Annotated in this window: 19 protein-coding genes and 2 tRNA genes; 6 read left to right on the plus strand and 15 right to left on the minus strand. The window is 68.9% G+C overall.

Annotation, left to right across the window (positions count from 1 at the left end; all coding sequences use genetic code 11):
* Positions 1-487: 487 nt before the first annotated feature.
* Complete coding sequence (locus ACGFIO_RS32450) at positions 488-703, plus strand: hypothetical protein (protein WP_392832052.1); 216 nt, start codon at positions 488-490, stop codon at positions 701-703.
* 135 nt (positions 704-838) lie between these two features.
* Here the strand turns inward: ACGFIO_RS32450 and ACGFIO_RS32455 are convergent, their stop codons facing one another.
* From ACGFIO_RS32455 to ACGFIO_RS32485, 7 genes are all read right to left on the minus strand, one after another.
* The gene (locus ACGFIO_RS32455) at positions 839-1,636 is read right to left on the minus strand and encodes a carbon-nitrogen hydrolase family protein (RefSeq protein WP_392832053.1); all 798 of its coding nucleotides are present in this window, start codon (positions 1,634-1,636) and stop codon (positions 839-841) included.
* A gap of 149 nt (positions 1,637-1,785) precedes the next feature.
* Entirely contained in the window at positions 1,786-2,418 is a 633-nt protein-coding gene (locus tag ACGFIO_RS32460) for a GNAT family N-acetyltransferase (RefSeq protein ID WP_392832055.1), read from the minus strand.
* Between the two features lie 23 nt (positions 2,419-2,441).
* Positions 2,442-3,734: an ATP-dependent Clp protease ATP-binding subunit ClpX gene (clpX, locus tag ACGFIO_RS32465; protein ID WP_392832057.1), complete on the minus strand. Its 1,293-nt coding sequence runs from the start codon at positions 3,732-3,734 to the stop codon at positions 2,442-2,444.
* 181 nt (positions 3,735-3,915) lie between these two features.
* Positions 3,916-4,578: an ATP-dependent Clp protease proteolytic subunit gene (locus ACGFIO_RS32470; protein ID WP_392832059.1), complete on the minus strand. Its 663-nt coding sequence runs from the start codon at positions 4,576-4,578 to the stop codon at positions 3,916-3,918.
* A gap of 11 nt (positions 4,579-4,589) precedes the next feature.
* Positions 4,590-5,219 (minus strand): ATP-dependent Clp protease proteolytic subunit, encoded by a 630-nt coding sequence (locus ACGFIO_RS32475; RefSeq protein ID WP_392832061.1) that lies wholly within the window; start codon positions 5,217-5,219, stop codon positions 4,590-4,592.
* A gap of 131 nt (positions 5,220-5,350) precedes the next feature.
* Entirely contained in the window at positions 5,351-6,715 is a 1,365-nt protein-coding gene (tig, locus tag ACGFIO_RS32480) for a trigger factor (RefSeq protein ID WP_392832063.1), read from the minus strand.
* A gap of 38 nt (positions 6,716-6,753) precedes the next feature.
* A tRNA-Pro gene (locus tag ACGFIO_RS32485) sits at positions 6,754-6,827 on the minus strand.
* 131 nt (positions 6,828-6,958) lie between these two features.
* Here ACGFIO_RS32485 and ACGFIO_RS32490 point away from each other — a divergent pair.
* Positions 6,959-7,032: transfer RNA gene (locus tag ACGFIO_RS32490), tRNA-Gly, on the plus strand.
* A 466-nt stretch (positions 7,033-7,498) separates the two neighbouring features.
* Here the strand turns inward: ACGFIO_RS32490 and ACGFIO_RS32495 are convergent.
* Complete coding sequence (locus ACGFIO_RS32495) at positions 7,499-7,981, minus strand: hypothetical protein (protein ID WP_392832065.1); 483 nt, start codon at positions 7,979-7,981, stop codon at positions 7,499-7,501.
* 439 nt (positions 7,982-8,420) lie between these two features.
* Positions 8,421-10,283 carry a hypothetical protein gene (locus tag ACGFIO_RS32500; protein WP_392832068.1) on the minus strand — a complete coding sequence of 621 codons (1,863 nt, stop codon included), beginning with the start codon at positions 10,281-10,283 and terminating at the stop codon, positions 8,421-8,423.
* 274 nt (positions 10,284-10,557) lie between these two features.
* Between ACGFIO_RS32500 and ACGFIO_RS32505 the strand changes: the two genes are divergently transcribed.
* Both ACGFIO_RS32505 and ACGFIO_RS32510 read left to right on the plus strand, forming a co-directional pair.
* Complete coding sequence (locus tag ACGFIO_RS32505) at positions 10,558-10,878, plus strand: ArsR/SmtB family transcription factor (RefSeq protein WP_392832071.1); 321 nt, start codon at positions 10,558-10,560, stop codon at positions 10,876-10,878.
* On the plus strand, positions 10,875-11,384 hold the full coding sequence (locus ACGFIO_RS32510; protein ID WP_392832074.1) for an SRPBCC domain-containing protein: 510 nt from the start codon (positions 10,875-10,877) through the stop codon (positions 11,382-11,384). The genes ACGFIO_RS32505 and ACGFIO_RS32510 overlap by 4 nt, the downstream gene beginning before the upstream one ends.
* Before the next feature lie 74 nt (positions 11,385-11,458).
* Here the strand turns inward: ACGFIO_RS32510 and ACGFIO_RS32515 are convergent, their stop codons facing one another.
* Positions 11,459-12,031 (minus strand): DNA-directed RNA polymerase II, encoded by a 573-nt coding sequence (locus tag ACGFIO_RS32515; protein ID WP_392832077.1) that lies wholly within the window; start codon positions 12,029-12,031, stop codon positions 11,459-11,461.
* Between the two features lie 112 nt (positions 12,032-12,143).
* Here ACGFIO_RS32515 and ACGFIO_RS32520 point away from each other — a divergent pair, with 112 nt between their 5' ends.
* Positions 12,144-13,361: a GNAT family N-acetyltransferase gene (locus ACGFIO_RS32520; RefSeq protein WP_392832080.1), complete on the plus strand. Its 1,218-nt coding sequence runs from the start codon at positions 12,144-12,146 to the stop codon at positions 13,359-13,361.
* Positions 13,362-13,370: 9 nt separating this feature from the next.
* Complete coding sequence (locus ACGFIO_RS32525) at positions 13,371-13,661, plus strand: hypothetical protein (protein ID WP_392832082.1); 291 nt, start codon at positions 13,371-13,373, stop codon at positions 13,659-13,661.
* On the opposite strand, the gene ACGFIO_RS32530 is transcribed toward ACGFIO_RS32525, so the two are convergent.
* The 5 genes from ACGFIO_RS32530 to ACGFIO_RS32550 form a co-directional block, all read right to left on the minus strand.
* Positions 13,658-14,131, minus strand: a complete 474-nt coding sequence (locus tag ACGFIO_RS32530) for a ribose-5-phosphate isomerase (RefSeq protein WP_392832083.1) — start codon at positions 14,129-14,131, stop codon at positions 13,658-13,660. The two genes, ACGFIO_RS32525 and ACGFIO_RS32530, sit on opposite strands and share 4 nt — an antisense overlap.
* Before the next feature lie 13 nt (positions 14,132-14,144).
* Complete coding sequence (locus ACGFIO_RS32535; RefSeq protein ID WP_392832085.1) at positions 14,145-15,062, minus strand: alpha/beta hydrolase; 918 nt, start codon at positions 15,060-15,062, stop codon at positions 14,145-14,147.
* Positions 15,062-16,258 (minus strand): DUF1015 family protein, encoded by a 1,197-nt coding sequence (locus ACGFIO_RS32540; RefSeq protein ID WP_392832086.1) that lies wholly within the window; start codon positions 16,256-16,258, stop codon positions 15,062-15,064. Before ACGFIO_RS32540 ends, ACGFIO_RS32535 begins: the two co-directional genes overlap by 1 nt.
* Before the next feature lie 9 nt (positions 16,259-16,267).
* Complete coding sequence (locus ACGFIO_RS32545; protein ID WP_392832088.1) at positions 16,268-16,474, minus strand: hypothetical protein; 207 nt, start codon at positions 16,472-16,474, stop codon at positions 16,268-16,270.
* 67 nt (positions 16,475-16,541) lie between these two features.
* Positions 16,542-17,165 carry a disulfide bond formation protein DsbA gene (locus ACGFIO_RS32550; RefSeq protein ID WP_392832090.1) on the minus strand — a complete coding sequence of 208 codons (624 nt, stop codon included), beginning with the start codon at positions 17,163-17,165 and terminating at the stop codon, positions 16,542-16,544.
* Positions 17,166-17,251: the final 86 nt, after the last annotated feature.

Below are 17,251 nucleotides of genomic sequence, written 5' to 3' on the forward strand. Positions count from 1 at the left end.
TTGCCAAAGGAATCGCGAGGCAAAACAAAACCTCGCCATAATTGGCACTGGCTTATCTAGCACCCTGTTGAGTTCTCAAAGAACAACCACACACCAAACTAACGAACCTCAAACAGAGATCCGCGCTTGGGGCAACCGCTCCAATTTCCTGGTCTCCCAGGCAAACCCGCGCTGACACACACCATCTGAGATGGTCAAGTCGTTCGGGTTATCCGTCAGACCGGCCGATGATCGCTTAGCGATCCATCTGCCCGGCTCCTGCGGCTTTCCTACTCTAGCCGGTCGGTCTCGCTGGCGCAAATCCGGTTTCCCGTGCTTCACACCCTGCCTCGCCCGGTGCCTCCGACGAGCATAGCGCGCGTCTTTGGCGGTGGCCCGGTGGCTGTCCGAAGAATCCTCTTCGTCCGGCTCCGTGTGCCGGGGAGAAACTTACGCGACGGGTCCGTCGAAACGCAAATCGGCCCCCGGCCGTGCCAGAGTGGCAGGCATGACCGAGTCCTCCGCACCAGCCGGCGACGTCCTGTTTGGCCTGCTCTCGCCCGTGTGGCAGCTGGTCATCGGGCTCATGGTGCTGGTTACGGTCGTGGTCGCCGTCACCCGGCTCGTCCGCCGCGGCCCGTCCCGCATGGGCGGCGCGATGCTGCTCGTCGGCGGAGCCCTGGTCGGCGTCGCGGTGGTCAGCTACCTGGTAGCCCAGATCTAGAACGGGCCAGATGCCCGGTAGCCCAGCTCTGAAAGTGGTCAGCTACCTGGAGGCCCCGATCTAGAACTAGCCGGCCCGCCCGGGCCCAGATCTGAAAGTGGCCAGCTACCCGGTTGCCCAGATCTGGAACCGGATCTAGAAGAGGCGACGGTTGGCCAGGCTCGGCACCTCGGTTCGGATCTTCTCCACCCGGGACAGATCGAGATCGGCCGTGACGATGCCCACGACATCCGGCGCCTGAGCGATCACCGTCCCCCACGGGTCGATCACCATGCTGCGCCCGAAACACGTGCGGTCCGGTTCGTGGTCGCCGATCTGGCCGGCCGCCACGACGTAACACTGGTTCTCGATCGCCCGCGCCCGCAGCAGCACCTCCCAATGGTCACGCCCGGTATGCATCATGAACGCCGCCGGGACTACGACCACCTGCGCACCACCGTCCGCGAGGCGCCGGTACAGCTCGGGAAACCGCAGGTCATAACAGATCGAGAGCCCTAGGGGTACGCCCGCCACGGGCGCCACCACAACGTCCTCGCCGGCCGCCACGGTGCGTGATTCCTGGTACGAGACGCGACCCGGGATCTCCACGTCGTACAGATGGATCTTGCGATAGACCGCCACTCGCTCACCCGCCGGCGAAAAGACCAGCGACGTGTTGTAGGTGTGCTCGTCGTCCGGGCCGGTCTCGTGGAACGAGCCGGCATGCACCCAGATTCCGAGCTCCCCGGCCGCCGCCGCGAAGAACCGGGCGAATTCCCCGTCGACCCCTTCCGGCGGAGGCATCCCCTTGGCCCGGCCGAGATAGTCGACGTACTCGGGCAGCACGGCCAGCTCGGCCCCCGCCGCCGCGGCCCGCTCCAGCAGGCCGCGAGCCTCGGAGAGATTTCGCTCACGATCGTCCCGGGCATTCAGCTGGCACACCGCAACACGCATACCCCGAGACTAAGGCGGGTTTTACAACCCGGCCAAGAGCGAAGCGTGGTCCAACAGTGTGGCTGGCGCCGGCCTGGAGACGCGTCATACAGGGTCGTTTCCCGGACGCCGTCAGGCGCGCTCTGGGCCACGCCGCAGCCCTGGTCGGGTTATAAAGCGCGCGGCGGCGAGATGAGGAGCTCAGATCCGATGGGTACGAAACCAGCCGCCAGCAGCGCCCGGAGGCTCGACGCGTTCCCGGGCGAGCATTGAGCCCACACCGGGCGGCCGTCCGGGACGAGGTGGCGGGCGGCACGAGCCAGAGCACGGCCGTGACCGCTCCCCCAGGCGGCGGGATCCACCTCGAACGCCGTCTCCCAGCGCCCGGCCACCCCCCGGCCCAAGATCACGATGCCGTCGGAGGAGGCCCAGGCGCGTACGTCAGCGCGATATCGATGAGCCCGGGCCACCCGGTCATGTATGGAGTCATCGGCGCTCGCCAGCGCGATCTCCGGCGGTCCGGGCAGCGGGCCGGCCATCAGCAGTGCGTCGAGGTTGCCGGCCTCGCCGCGCAGTTGCTCCTCCAAGGCGTCGAGGAAGGCGGGGCGCAGCGGGTCGGCGAAGTCGCCGCGCATCCAGGAGTCGAGCCACCCGCGCCCGACGTCGGCCGCCACCACCACATGGCCCGGCAGAGACAGGACGGCCGCGTGGCCCGGGGCCGGCGCGGGCACCAGCTCGAGCCAGGGGTCGCCGGAAAGACGATCGCCCGCCTCGAGGCGGGCGATCACATTTTTGAGAGTCACGGTGGCGCCCGCGACGGTGCGGGTCAGGCCGACTTCTCCTCGCGCTCGCGGCGGGCGCGACGGCCCACGAACTCCCGCGGGACGATGGTCGGGTTGACGTTTTCGAGGACGACCTCGCGGGTGATGACCACGCGGGCGGCATCCGGGTTGCTCGGGACCTCGTACATCACAGAGAGCAGGACCTCTTCCATGATGGCGCGGAGACCGCGGGCGCCGGTGCCACGGAGCATGGCCTGGTCGGCGATGGCCTCGAGCGCGCCCTGGTCGAACTCCAACTCGACGCCGTCGAGTTCGAAGAGGCGCTGGTACTGCTTCACGTACGCGTTGCGGGGCTCCGTCAGGATCTTGATGAGGGCCTCGCGGTCGAGGTTGCGCACCGTGGTGATCACTGGGAGCCGGCCGATGAACTCGGGGATCAGGCCGAACTTCAGCATGTCCTCGGGCATGACCTTGCTGAAGATGTCGTCGGTGTTCCGCTCGGAGATCGAGCGCAGGTGCGCGCCGAAGCCGACCCCGCCCTGGCCCACGCGGGACTCGATGATCCGGTCCAGTCCAGCGAACGCGCCACCGACGATGAACAGCACGTTGGTGGTGTCGATCTGGATGAACTCCTGGTGCGGGTGCTTCCGGCCACCCTGCGGCGGGACGTTGGCCACCGTACCCTCGAGGATCTTGAGAAGTGCCTGCTGAACGCCCTCACCGGAAACATCGCGGGTGATCGACGGGTTCTCGCTCTTGCGGGCGATCTTGTCGACCTCGTCGATGTAGATGATGCCCTGCTCGGCCCGCTTCACGTCGTAGTCAGCGGCCTGGATGAGCTTGAGCAGGATGTTTTCCACATCCTCACCGACGTAACCGGCCTCGGTCAGCGCGGTGGCGTCGGCAATCGCGAACGGCACGTTGAGCATCCGGGCCAGCGTCTGCGCCAGGTGTGTCTTGCCGCAGCCGGTGGGGCCGATGAGCATGATGTTGGACTTGGCCACCTCGACGTCGCTGCCCGCTCCGGGAGCGCCGGTCGACTCGGCTTGAATCCGCTTGTAGTGGTTGTAGACGGCGACCGAGAGCGCCTTCTTGGCCTGTTCCTGCCCAACCACGTAGTTGTCGAGGAACTGGCAGATCTCCATCGGCTTGGGAAGCTCTTCCCACTTCACCTCGCCGGTCTCGGCCAGCTCTTCCTCGATGATCTCGTTGCAGAGGTCAATGCACTCGTCGCAGATGTAGACCCCAGGGCCCGCGATGAGTTTCTTGACCTGCTTCTGGGACTTCCCACAGAAGGAGCACTTCAGTAGGTCGCCACCGTCGCCGATCCGTGCCACCTACGTACTCCCTGCGCTCGATTTTGCTTCGTCCTTGCACAGCTCATCGTCTGCGGACCCGCGTTGCTGAGGTTGCACGCTCGACGTTACCCGCTGCTGGGCACTTCTCCGACCCCCCAAAACGGGCGTGTCAGGGGCCGGTCAGTCTAGCTCTTGACTGTCCGGCCCCCGATGGACGGTGTCAGCTACCCGCGCCCACGGTCTGCAGGCTCTTTTTGCGGCTGACGAGCACGGTGTCGACAAGACCGTACTCCTTGGTCTCATCGGCCGTCATGATCTTGTCGCGGTCGATGTCCTTGCGGACCTTCTCAACCGTCTGGCCCGAGTGCTTGGCCAGCAGCTCTTCCAGCTGGGTACGCATCCGCAGGATCTCGCGGGCCTGGATCTCGATGTCCGAGCCCTGGCCGTAGCCGCCCTCGGTGGCCGGCTGGTGGATGATGATCCGCGAGTGCGGCAGCGCCATCCGCTTACCCGGCGAACCGGCGGCCAGCAGCACCGCGGCCGCGCTGGCGGCCTGACCCAGACACACCGTGATGATGTCGGGACGGACGTACTGCATGGTGTCGTAGATGGCCGTCATGGCCGTGAACGAACCACCGGGCGAGTTGATGTACATGGTGATGTCGCGGTCCGGGTCCGTGCTCTCCAGCGTCAACAGCTGGGCCATCACGTCGTTGGCCGACGCGTCGTCCACCTGCACGCCGAGGAAGATGATCCGGTCCTCGAACATCTTGTTGTACGGGTTCGACTCCTTCACGCCGTACGACGTGCGCTCGACGAAGGAGGGCAGGACGTACCGGTTGTGGACGGGCGCGAACCCCGGAGGCATGGTCAGGTCGGTCATCGTTCTGCTCCTCAGTTCAGCGTCCCGGCGCCCTCGGGAACCTGAGTGGCCCCGGTGATCACCTTGTCGATGAAGCCGTAGTTCTTGGCCTCCTCGGCCGTGAACCAGCGGTCCCGGTCGGAGTCGGCCTCGATCTGCGCCTGGTCCTGGCCGGTGTGGAAGGACACCCGTTCCTGGAACATGCGCTTGGTGTAAAGCATCTGCTCGGCCTGGATGGCGATGTCGGCGGCCGTACCACCCATACCACCCGACGGCTGGTGCATCATGATCCGCGCGTGCGGCAGCGCGAAACGCTTGCCCGCGGTGCCCGCGCAGAGCAACAACTGCCCCATCGAGGCGGCCATGCCCATGGCCACGGTCTGAACGTCGTTGTCGATGAACTGCATCGTGTCGTAGATCGCCATGCCGGAGTAGACCGAGCCACCCGGTGAATTGATCCAGAGGTGGATGTCGCGCTCCGGGTCCTCGGCGGACAACAGCAGGAGCTGCGCGCAGATGCGGTTGGCGACCTGGTCGGTCACCTCGCTGCCGAGGAAGATGATGCGCTCACGCAGCAGCCGGTTGAAGACCGAGTCGTCGAGGTTGCCACTGAGTTCGCCGCCCCGCAGGACGGGACTCGCAGGGATGTGCAGGTCGGTCATGGCAGCCCTTCACCGCTGACTGAGCCGGCCGAGCGATCCGGCCGGCAAGTGGTCCTGATTTACGACCAACGTAACCGGTCGGATGCCCGGCGGCTTCCCGCTCGGGCGGGTGTTCGCTGTCAGCGCAGGGGTCAGTGGACGTGGCCCTCGTGGTCGTGACCCGCGTGCTCGGCCTCGTTGGCCTCGCGGAGGTCGTCCAGCGTCAGCGTGTTGCCCTCGGTGTCCTGCATGGTGACCTTTTCCAGGACCGAGGCCAGCGCCTTGCCCCGGCGCACGTCGCCGAACACCGCGGCCGCGTTACCCGACTGGACCAGCTGGTCGTAGTACTGCTGCGGGGACATCTGAGCGCGCTGGGCGCGGTGCACGATCTCGTGACCGAACTCGTCGTCGGAGACCTGGATGTCCTCGGCGTCGGCGACCGTGTCGAGCAACAGCTGGATCCGGACGCCCTCGGTGGCCGCCTCGGTCAGCTCGGTGTCGATCTGCTCCTCGGTCTTCTCCTCGGAGGCGAGGTAATCCTCCAGGGTGGCGCCGATCCGCTCGAGCTGGTCGGTCATGGCCTGCTTACGGCCGTCGACCTCGTCCTTGACGATGCCCTCGGGCGCCGGGATCTCGGCCGCCTCGACGAGCTGCTTGAGGGCTTCGTCACGGGCGGCGTAGATCTGCTCGACCTTCTTCACCCGGCCGAGCCGCTCGCGCAGGTCGCCGCGCAGCTCCTCGAGCGTGTCGAACTCGCTGGCGAGCTGGGCGAACTCGTCGTCGATCTCGGGCAGCTGCTTGTCCTTGACGCTGCGCACCTTGACCTCGACCTCGGCGTCCCGGCCGGCGAAGTCACCGCCGACCAGCTGTGTGGTGAAGGTCGCGTCGGCGTCGGCGGACAGGCCGACCAGCACCTCGTCGAGGCCCGGGAGCAGCTGCTTGCTGCCGACCTCGTGGGAGATGTTGGTGGCCGAGCCGCCCGGCACCTCCTCGCCGTCGACGGTCGCCCTGAGGTCGAGCTGGACGTAGTCGCCCTCGGCGGCCGGGCGGTCCACCGTCTTCAGCGTGGCGAAGCGCTCACGCAGCCCGTTGACCTGCTCGTCGATCTCGCTGTCGCCGATCTCGACGGCCGGCACGGTCACCGAGATGCCGGAGAGGTCGGGAATGGTGATCTCGGGGCGGACATCCACCTCGGCGGTGAACTTCAGCGGCTCGCCGTCGGTGAACTCGGTGATCTCCACCTCGGGCCGGCCCAGCGTCTTGACCTCGTGCTCGCGGACGGCGGCCAGGATCTGCTGCGGGATCGCCTCCTGCACGGCCTCGTTGAGGACCGCGCTCCGGCCGACCCGCTGGTCGATCACCGCCGCCGGGATCTTGCCCTTGCGGAAGCCCGGAATCTGCACCTGCGCGCCGATCTCCCGGTAGGCCTTCTGCAGGCTCGGCTTGAGCTCGTCGAACGGCACCTCGATGGCGAGCTTCACCCGGGTCGGGCTCAGAGTCTCGACGGTGCTCTTCACAGGCGTACTCCTTGTTACTTCGAATGGCTGTGTGACAGTCGGGGTGGCGGGATTTGAACCCACGGCCCCTCGCTCCCAAAGCGAGTGCGCTACCAAGCTGCGCCACACCCCGTGGCGGGGCCAGTGTATGCGGTCGGCGTCAGCGGGTGCGCTCCGGAGTCGCCCGAGCGACTCACGCGACCCGCTGAGGGGGTATCCGGTTCGCTTCGAGCAGCCGCATTCAGTACGCTGTCACAGCACCACGCGGGCGTAGCTCAATGGTAGAGCCTCAGTCTTCCAAACTGATTACGCGAGTTCGATTCTCGTCGCCCGCTCCATGTTCGAGCAGCTAGACAGCTCGGTCAAGCGACGAACGCCGCTCGAGCCGGCGCCTCGCTGGCCAATCGGCATCCTCAGCTAGAGCAAACTGAGTAACGGCTTCGATTTCGCGTCGCCTGCGCCGAGAAGTCGCAGCTCAGAGGCTCGTCGGCGACTCGGCTTCCGCATCAAGGCGAGTCACTACCACCCACCGTGCCTCGAACATCGTGCCCAACAATCCCGCCGCCAGCCCCGGCAAGCCGCTCGTGCGCCCGCCCAAAGGCAGACGCAGAACACGCCAGCCAGCGCTAACCCGCCCATGGATCATCAAGTGCGACCCCGCTCCCAAGAAGTCTGCCGTTTAGGCATTTGATCCGGTTGACGCTGCCCTCGACCGGCCCTGAGCTGAAGGGCAGGCTCAGCCCGGCGGTGTCAGGAGGGGACGAGGCCGCCGGCTCGCTCCTCGCGGAGCGAGCCGGCGGGGCACTACCGGTTCGGTTCGACCCTGATCATCCCCGGCGGATTGAGGGCCGCCGCTTCACCGGCGACGCTCTCGTTCGCCGCCGGCAGCCACACCTCGCGACCGACGACTCTCGGTAACTTCGACGCGATCACCACCACGCTCGGGAGGAGCGAAAGGAAAACCAGCGCGAAGGCCACAAGCCCCAGCACACCCGCCACGGTCCGACCGCCCGCGACGCCTCGCGTCCAGTCGAGAACCATGAACACGGCCGCGAGCACGAACAGCGCCAGGATCGCCGGGATCACCGCGTACTCGATCACCTTACGAAGTCGCGTGACAGCGGCGATCCGCTCCGCCGCATCTGAACCGAGTGGCAGTTCCACGGTTGCGGTCCGCGTCCAGGCCAGCCGCGGCATTGGCAACGCCACCGCGACCAGCTCACCGGTGCCCACCATCGGACTGACCGGCCAGCGGACCGCACCCAGATCGGCGAGCCGGATCCGCACGTCGACACGCGACTCCGGCATCAGCGACAGCCCAGGCGGTAAGAATAGTGTGCCCGGTTGCGCCAAACTCTCGACTTCCAGACGTGCATAGTCACCCAGAGACCCTTTCGCCGTAAACAACGATCCTCATAGATCTTTTCAGCAAACCAGGCGATCGCGCCGATGACGACCCCGATCACGGCAAACGCGGCGGGAACAACCGCGCCGATCCTGGTCGCGGCGTGTGGAGAGGCCATGGCCGCTAACACTCCCTGGATGCCGGCGTAGAAGAACATCCTGGTGGAGGCCCCGAAGCGGCGCCGCTCCCGAACCAGATTTGTTGGAAATTTGTTGGGGAACGACGCCGAACCTACCCGTCCCAGGCCGGACCGAGCCCCGACGATTTGTGGCCGGCTGGGTTTGCGCGGCGGGCCGGCGGGACGGCAGCGGGGGCAGGTTCTCAGGGTTGGGTGGTCTGCGAGGGGTTTTGCCTTGCCTTTGGGGCGGCGAAGGCGCGGGCTGCTACCAGGTTCAGGACCAGGGTCGCGGCGTTGGTGGCGGCTAGGCCCTGGGCGTTTGAGGTCTTGTTGTGGGCCCAGTCGCAGATGCCCTTTACCACGATCCAACTGACGCCCTCGCGGACCGATGACGCGTAGACCGCCGCGCCCTCCATCTCGCCGCCCTCGGCGTCGGGGTAGCGCGCCTTCAGCACTTCGCGCAGCGCCGACGAGTCGACCAGCACGTCCCACGAAAGCAGCACGCCGGGCCAGACACGCACGCCGGGAGGCGGTTCGGCGACCGCGAAACGCTCGACCAACTGGTGACCCGCGGTGACCACGTCGCCGCGGTCCCGGTCCTCGGTCTCGCCCGCCCGTACGTTGATCACCCGGAGCTGGCGGCCCACGATGACGTCGCCCAGGCGCTGGCGTTCCTCGTGCAGACCGAAGCAGATGCCGACCATGATGACGTGGCTCGGGTGCCACTCGTCGATGAGTCTCGGCACGCTGTAGGCGGCCGACACGGGGCTCGTGATGCCCATACCGACCTGGGCGAGCAGCACGTCCACGCCACCGATGAGGCCGAGCCGGTAGACCGGGTGGCCTTCGGAGAACTCCAGCACCGCCTCGGCGTCACCGTGCCGTCGGGCCTGGGCGAGCACCGCGGCCCGCTCGACCGGGGTGGCGACCACCAGGAGGAGTCGCCGCGGGCGCAGGGCCTCATCGATCGCCCGCCGGTACTCGCCGGTCAGCTTGCGCCGATAGCGCAGGTAGAAGACCAGGCACACGACGGCCATGGCGATCGTCATCGGGAGAAAGACACCGGCTATCAGGCCCGTGCTCCGGGACCAGAACGTCTCGGCGGTGAGCCCGTCCGGGTACTGCCAGATCAGCCGGTGGCCGACCCATTCGAGTGCCGCCGGGAACGTCACCGGGCGACCGGCGCACGGGCTGGCGCAGGCACCGCGCTCCCAGCCGGCCACGCTCGTCGCCATCGCGAACGCCATCGCGGCGACGCCCCCGAGCCAGAGGAAGAAGAACGCGCCGGTCTCGGTGACCCGGTGACTGCGCGCGGGCAATTGCCTGGGTGCCCGCAGGCTGAGTTCGGGGTCGGGCCGGCCGGTGTCGAGGTCGTCGGCCCAGGCCGCCACCCGGGCGCGCATGTCCCGGGTGGTGATTCCGTCGCGCGGGCAGGCCAGGGCCACGTCAGCGCCGCCGAGGGCGGTTAGCCGGCGCGCGACGTCGGCGAGCAGGGCGTGGCCCTGCTCGGGCCGGCCGATGTGGTGACAGAGGGCCATCGTCCACTGCTCGAACGGCGCCTGCTCGGCGGCCACCTGATCGACCCGCGGTCGTGGGCGGCCCAGCGCCCGCAGGCCCCGCCCGGCGAGCGCGAGCAGTGCCACCACCTGATCGGCGACGACGGCGAGGAGCAGGAGGAGTTCGACGAGTTCGAGCCCGAGCCAGGTCCAGGTGGGCCCGATCGTCCGGCGGATCGCGACGAGGACGCACGCCACCACCAGGAAGATCAGGAACTCGCCGACCATGATCGCCAGGTTCCAGTGCCGGTCGAGTACGCGCAGCAGCCGCCCCGAGCCCTCGACCGCACGATCGGCGGGCCGCCTGAGCATCGCGTAGGAGCCGGGGCCGTGCCAGATCAGGCGGCCGTCGCGATCGGCTCGCCGCAGCTGAAGCCAGATCGGACCGCGCGTACGGATGAGACCCAGCGTGCGAGGACGCAGCTGCCGGACCACATCGGATCCGCTCTCGGCTGCGCGCGCCCTGCGTGCCGCCGCCCGGAGGTCACCGATCGACGGCCGCTCAGCCATGAGACAACCATAGGAGACCCCACCCAGTGGGTAGGCCTACGACTACTGGGAGTCCGGCTTGCGGGGCGGCACGAGGGCGCGGGCCGAGGCCAGGGCGGCCAGGGCCGGGGTGCGGTAGGTGGAGATCACGCTTGGGCTCATGAGATGACGGTCGGCCGTGCGGGTTGCAACGCCGGGTGCCGGAGGGTTGCGTGATTTACCGTAATCAATTGACTACATAACGTACGCCTCGACCGCCTTGACATGTGACTGTTTGGTCTCATAACTTTGCGTCATGACGGATGACGACCGGGTGTTCAAGGCACTGGCCGATCCGAGCCGTCGGTTTCTGCTCGATCTTCTGTTTCAGCGCGACGGCCGCACGCTGACGGAACTCGAGTCCGAGCTGGAGATGACGCGCTTCGGCGTGGCGAAACACCTGAGGGTCCTTCAGGACGCGGGTCTGGTCGTGACGCGCCGCTCGGGCCGGGAGAAATTGCACTTCCTCAACACCGTGCCGATCCGCCTGATCCACGACCGGTGGATCGACAAATACACCGAACGCCAGGTCACGGCCCTGGTCGATCTCAAGAACGCGCTGGAGGACGAGGAATGACCACCACGACGACGCAGGTGCACCGCATCTGGATCAAGGCGACTCCGGAACGGATCTGGGCGGCCATCGCCGACCCAGAGTGGAACGGACGGTACGGGTACTCGGCCGTCGCGACCTACGAGCTCGAGGCGGGCGGGCGGTTCCGGCAGTACGCCAACGACGGCATGAAGGCGTACGCGACGCAGCACGGCTTCGAGATGCCCGAGGTGATCGCCGACGGTGAGGTGATCGAGGCCGACCCGCCGCGCCTGCTCAAGCAGACCTGGAAGCTGCAGATGGACCCGGGCACGGCGGCCGAGGCGTACTCGACCCTGACCTACGAGATCACCGAGTCGAAGTCCCAGCCGGGCACCTGCAAGCTGACCGTGATCCACGAGCTGCCGGAGTCGCCGGCCACCTTCGCCATGGTTGCGGGGAGTGACGAGGAGGGCGCCGGTGGTGGCTGGGCGTGGGTGCTCAGTGATCTCAAGTCGCTGGTCGAGACCGGCCGGGGCTTCAACGAGTAAGCCACCAGTGGTAGGCCTCGGCGGTATCCGCGCGGCGCGGATACCGCCGATCCTGGTCGCGCGTTGGTGGAAGGTTAAAACAACCCTATGACCCAGTTCCACGCGTCGACGACCCAGCCGGTCTGCCGCAGGTGCGCGACACCCACGCCGACCAGGAAGATCGCGGTGACCACATGCGAGGCCTTGGCGCTGCGGCGGACCCGGCCGAACTGCTTCTCCAGCACCTGACGGCCGACCAGCCGGCACAACGCGAACAGGCCGGCCGCGACCAGCAGGCTGCTCACGAAGACGATCACCGCGGTGGTCAGGTCGCCACTGGTCGAGATGACCCAGATGCCCCAGCAGACGAACGCGAAGAGCAGGCCGGCCGTCGTCCACTCGCCGCCCCGGCGCAGCTCACGCCAGGAGAACTCGCGGTGCTGCGCTGCCGGCGCGCCGGCACCGGGCCAGCCGACGCCGGTGGGCTCGTGCTCGGCCTGGAACTGGGCCGTGCGGGGGGTCACCGACGCGCGGCCCCGGGAGAACGGGCTCGGATCGGGTGGGACCGCCGCACCCGGCGGGACGGCCTGCGCGGTGGGCTGGTCGGCCCACGGGTCCTGTGGCGGCATGTCGAGCGTCCGCTCCGGCCACTGCGGTTGCTCCGGCATTGTGCTCCTCCCGGACGATTCCGATGCGGCAAACCTGACACCGCCCGCCTTCGAGAGTAACGAGGGCGCAAATCGTTGGCCTCGGCGTGCCCGGTCCGTTACACAGAACGGCATGACCACGGGAGATGACGTCGCCGTACGCGCCGCCACAGCGGACGACTGGGACGAGATCCACAGCCTGCTCAACCTGGTCTTCCACGATCCGGACGACGAGGAGGTGCGACGGGTCGAGGGGTCGGTCTACGAGCCCGAGCGCGGCCTGGTCGCCACCGACGGCCCGGTCATCGTCGGGCACGCGGCCGCGTACACCCGTGAACTGACCGTGCCCGGCGCCATCCTCCCGGCCGCCCACGTCACCCTGGTGGGTGTCGCACCCACGCACCGGCGGCGGGGCGTCCTGAGCCGGATGATGCGGCGGCAGCTGGCCGAGATCGCCGAGGCCGGGCGCGAGCCGATCGCGGTGCTGTGGGCCAGCGAGGGCCGGATCTATCCGCGGTACGGGTACGGCCTGGCCGCCCAGCGCCTCTCGCTGCACACCAACACCCGCGAGCTGAGCGTGCCCGGAACGCCCGCCGGCCGGCTCCGGCTGGTCGAGCCGGCCCAGGCCACCGGCGACTTCGCCAAGGTCTACGAGCAGTTGCGGGCCGACCGGGTCGGCTGGTCGTCCCGCGACGACCGATGGTGGCGGTTCGTGCTGGCCGACTACGCCTCCCGGCGGCAGGGTGGCACCGAGCGGCACGGCGTGGTGCACGAGGGCCCGGACGGCCTCACCGGCTATGCGACGTGGCGGACCAACGACGGCTGGGACGCGAACGGGCCGACCTCGAAGGTGAGCGTGAGCGAGGTGGTCGCGGCCGACCCCGAGACGTACGCCACCCTCTGGCGCTTCCTGCTGACCCTCGACCTGACCCGCTCGTTGCACGCCACCTGCCTGCCCCTCGACGACCCGATCCAGCACCTGGTCGACGAGCCCCGGCAGCTCGGCGCCCGGGTCCAGGACGGGCACTGGGTCCGGATCACCGACCTGCCGGCCGCGCTGACCGCCCGCCGGTACGCCACCGACGTCGACGTGGTGCTGGACGTCACCGACCCGCTGCTGCCGGGCAACACCGGCCGCTGGCGGGTGACCGGCGGCGCCTGCGAGCCGGCCACCGGCCCGGCCGACCTGGCCTGCACGATCACCGAGCTGGGCGCGGTCTACCTGGGCGGGACCACGCTCGCCGCGCTGGCGGCGGCCGGGCGGGTACGCGAGCTGACCCCGGGCGCGGTCAACCGGGCGTCGCGGGCCTTCGCCTGGCACCGGATGCCCCAACCGCTGCAGATCTTCTAAGGTTTGGGGATGACTGAGCCCGAGCGTCGCCGACGGAGGGTACGCACGTCACACACCCCGGAGCCGGTGGAGGAGCAGCCGGCCGAGCCGGTGGCCGAACGGCCGAAACGGGCCGGCGAGGACGCCGAGCGCGGGCTGCGGGGTCTCGTCGGCTCGGGGTCGTCGCAGGTCAGCGTGGGTGCCGCGATGCGCGCGCGGGACGCCGCCCGCCCCACCGACGAGCATTACGCCGAGGCCGCGAAGCTGCCCGTCGTTCGCCGGAACTGGACGCCCCGCGAGGAACTGCCCCGCAACCGCTAGCCGGCCGGGATCGGCGGCAGGGCACGGGTGCGCTCGTACTCGGCCAGCTGGTCGATCCGGCGCTGGTGGCGCTCGTCGCCGGAGAACGGCGTGGCCAGGAACGCGTCCACGAACGAGGCGGCTTCCTCCGGGGTGTGCTGGCGGGCGCCGATCGCGCAGACGTTCGCGTCGTTGTGCTGGCGGCCCAGCTCGGCGATCTCGACCTTCCAGACCAGGGCCGAGCGGACCCCGGCGACCTTGTTGGCGGCGATCTGCTCGCCGTTGCCGGAGCCGCCGATGACGACACCCAGGCTGCCCGGGTCGGCGACGGTCCGCGCCGCGGTGTGGAAGCAGAAGGCCGGGTAGTCGTCCTCCGGGTCGTACGCCTCGGGGCCGATGTCGGTGACGTCGTGTCCCTGCTTGCTCAGGTGCTCGACCAGGTAGTTCTTGAGCTCGAAGCCGGCGTGGTCGGAGCCGATGTACACGCGCATGGACACGATCCTTTCAGAAGGTCAGGGCGCTGCGCAGGACCGCCGCGATCTGATCGGCGGCGGCGCGGGCGGCATCGATGACGGCCAGCTTGCGGGCGAAGCCGTGGTTCATCTGGGCGTAGCAGGTGTGCACCACCGGGACGCCGGCGGTGACCAGCGCGTCGGCGTAGTCGGCACCCTCGTCGCGCAGCACGTCGTACTCGGCCGTGATGATCAGCGTGGGTGGCATCCCGGACAGGTCGGGGGTGGCCAGCGGAGCCACGTCGGGGGTGAACCGCAGCGCCGGATCGGGCACGTAGGCCGACCAGGCCAGCTGCATCGAGGCCTTGTCCAGGCCGTACTCGCCCAGCTCGGCGTAGGACTCGGAGGCGCACAGCGGGTCGAGCGCCGGGTAGATCAGCACCTGGTGGTCCAGTGGCGTCGCGGCGTCGCGCTGGCGGCGGGCCACGACGGTGGCGATCTGGCCGCCCGCGCTGTCGCCCGCGATCGCGATCCGGGACGGGTCCAGGCCGAGGTCCGCACCCTCTTTCCGGAGGTACGCGAGGACGGCCTCGACGTCGGAGTGGGCGGCCGGGAACGGATGCTCGGGGGTCAGCCGGTAGCCGACCGAGACCACGGCGCATCCCGACCGATGGGCGATCCGGCGGCAGAACCGGTCGAAGGTCTCGATGCTGCCGTACGCCCAGCCGCCGCCGTGCACGTACACCACCACCGGCAGGCCGGCCCCGGTGGCGTAGAGCCGGCAGGGCACACCGGAGGCCTCGAAGTCGGCCACCACCGGCAGCGGAAACGCCGGACCGCACTCGGCCTCGTTGGCCGCCTCCATCGCCTCGCGGACGAACCGCACCTGGGTCAGCGGGTCAGCCGCCAGCACCTCGGCGGACGGCCGCATCCGGAGTGCGGCCGCCGCCGAAACCTGTGGGTGCAGCATCAGCCCAGTTGGGCCAGGACCAGGCCGCCGCGCGCCTTGGGCGTGAACCAGGTGCTCTTGCGGGGCAGTTTCTGCCGCTGGAGGTTGACCGTGACGAAGTCGTCGACGGTCACCGGGGCGATCAGCACGGCCAGCTCGGAACGGGCCGCGTCGACCTCGGCGCGCAGCCACTCGGCCGAGTAGTCGCCGCCGACGTAGCTGACCCGCTTGTCACCCGGGTCGAGCCCGAGCACCCGGCCCAGCAGCACCCGCTCGACCCGGGCGTGGTCCAGGTTTTCCACAGCCGGTGCGTTGGGGTCGGCCGGCAGCTGGACGCTGTAGGTGCGGCCGTCCACGTACAGCTCGATCGTGCCCTTGGCCGGGATCTCCGCCGGCCGCGGCAGGTCGGTGACCGTCGCGCCGGCCGCGGTGAGCCGCTCGACCAGCTCGCCCGGCGGCACCGGCAACTCGCTGATCAACCGGTTGTAGGGCTGGATGGCGACCGACGCGGGCGTGGTGACCACGGCCAGGAAACGCGGCAGCCCGCCGGTCTGCGCGGCCAGGCTGCGGTGGTTGCCGTCGGCCACGACCAGCTCGCCACCGCCGGCCAGCGCCAGCAGTTCGTCCTGCCGCGGGCCCGGGGGCAAGGTCCAGATCTGATGGGTACGCCCGGACTGGTCGGTGTCGGTGGCGTCCGGCTCGCCGGCCGACTCGGTGGCGGCCAGCAGCGCCGCGTGCAGCTCGTCGCCGCGCCCGGTCTGCAGCAGCAGCACCGGCGACAGCAGGGTCTGAACGGTGCCGGCCAGCGCGACACGCTCGCGGACCTTGGCCAGGAACACGTCCTCGTTGCGGATGACCAGGCCGGGCTCGTCGGCACTGGTGGAGATCTGGTCGGTGTCGACCATCGTCCACAGGCCGACCGCGGGCTGTTCCCCCGGCGCGGTGATCCGGTAGAGCACCGCCACCTGCTCGGCCGCCGTGTAGTCGCCGCGCTCCTGCTGAGCCGAGAGCCGGGCGGCCGCGCCGGGCAGCGCGTCGGTGAAGGTCTGGCCGAGCGAGCCGGGCGCGAGATGTGGCATCTCGATGGCCAGGCTGCTCGCGGGGTTCGCCGCGATGATCGCGGTGATCTCGGAGTCGTCGGCGAATTCGTCGTAGTTCTGCGCGCCAGTCTGCGCGGCGGAGATCCAGGCCCGGCTGATCGGGTGGGCGACCGTCATGCGCGCAGGCTACCGGGCGGGCCGACGGTGCCGTCCCACCGGCATGTTGCCGCGTGACCGTTGCAACTGTGCTCGCCGCCAGTTGTCCATCGTCCGGTCGATCGGGAGGGCGACGACCGTCACCGGCGGCGCCACCATCGCCGCCACGTCCGGATCGGTCCACGTACCCCGGTGCACCGCGATCGTCGAGGTGGCGACGCTGTCGCTGGCACTCACAGCAACCCTCCGGGTCTCTCGTGTCGTTCACTCCATCCAACGACGCGATCAACCCTGAGGTGTGTTTTCAATCAAAGATCGGACCGAGGTCCCGGGTGCGTTTGAGCTCGAAGAACCCAGGCGTGCTCATGCACAACAGGACTCCGTCCCAGAGCTTGCCGGCGGCCTCCCCCTTCGGCGCCGGGGTGACCACCGGGCCGAAGATGGCCACCTTGTCGCCGTCCGGGCCGGGCGCGTGGATCACCGGGGTGCCGACGTCCATCCCGACCGGCTTCATGCCCTCGTCGTGGCTCGCCCGTAGCTTCTCGTCCCACCGGTCGCTGTCGGCCTCGGCGGCCAGCACCGGGTTCAGGCCGACGTCAGAGAGAGCCTCGGCGTACAGCTTCTCGCCGCGCTGGTACTTGTGCAGGTGGATCCGGGTGCCCAGGGCGGTGTAGAGGTCCCGCAGCACCTGCGGGCCGGCCGTCTCGGCGGCGGCGACGCACACCCGTACCGGGCCCCATGAGGTGTCCATCATCGCCCGGTAGTCGGCCGGCAGGTCGCGTCCGTCGTTCAGCACCGACAGGCTCATCACATGAAAAGTGATGTCCAGCGGACGCACCTTTTCGACCTCGAGCAGCCAGCGTGACGTCATCCAGGCCCAGGGACACACCGGGTCGAACCACATGTCGACCGTCTCACGTTCAGTCATGCTGGGATCCTCTCTCCGTAACGTGGCCTTCTCCAGGTGAGGTGCACCACGCCGCCAGGACATAGGGTGACGTGGAAAACTCTCGA

The sequence above is a fragment of the Actinoplanes sp. NPDC049265 genome (genome assembly GCF_043197135.1).
GTDB lineage: Bacteria > Actinomycetota > Actinomycetes > Mycobacteriales > Micromonosporaceae > Actinoplanes.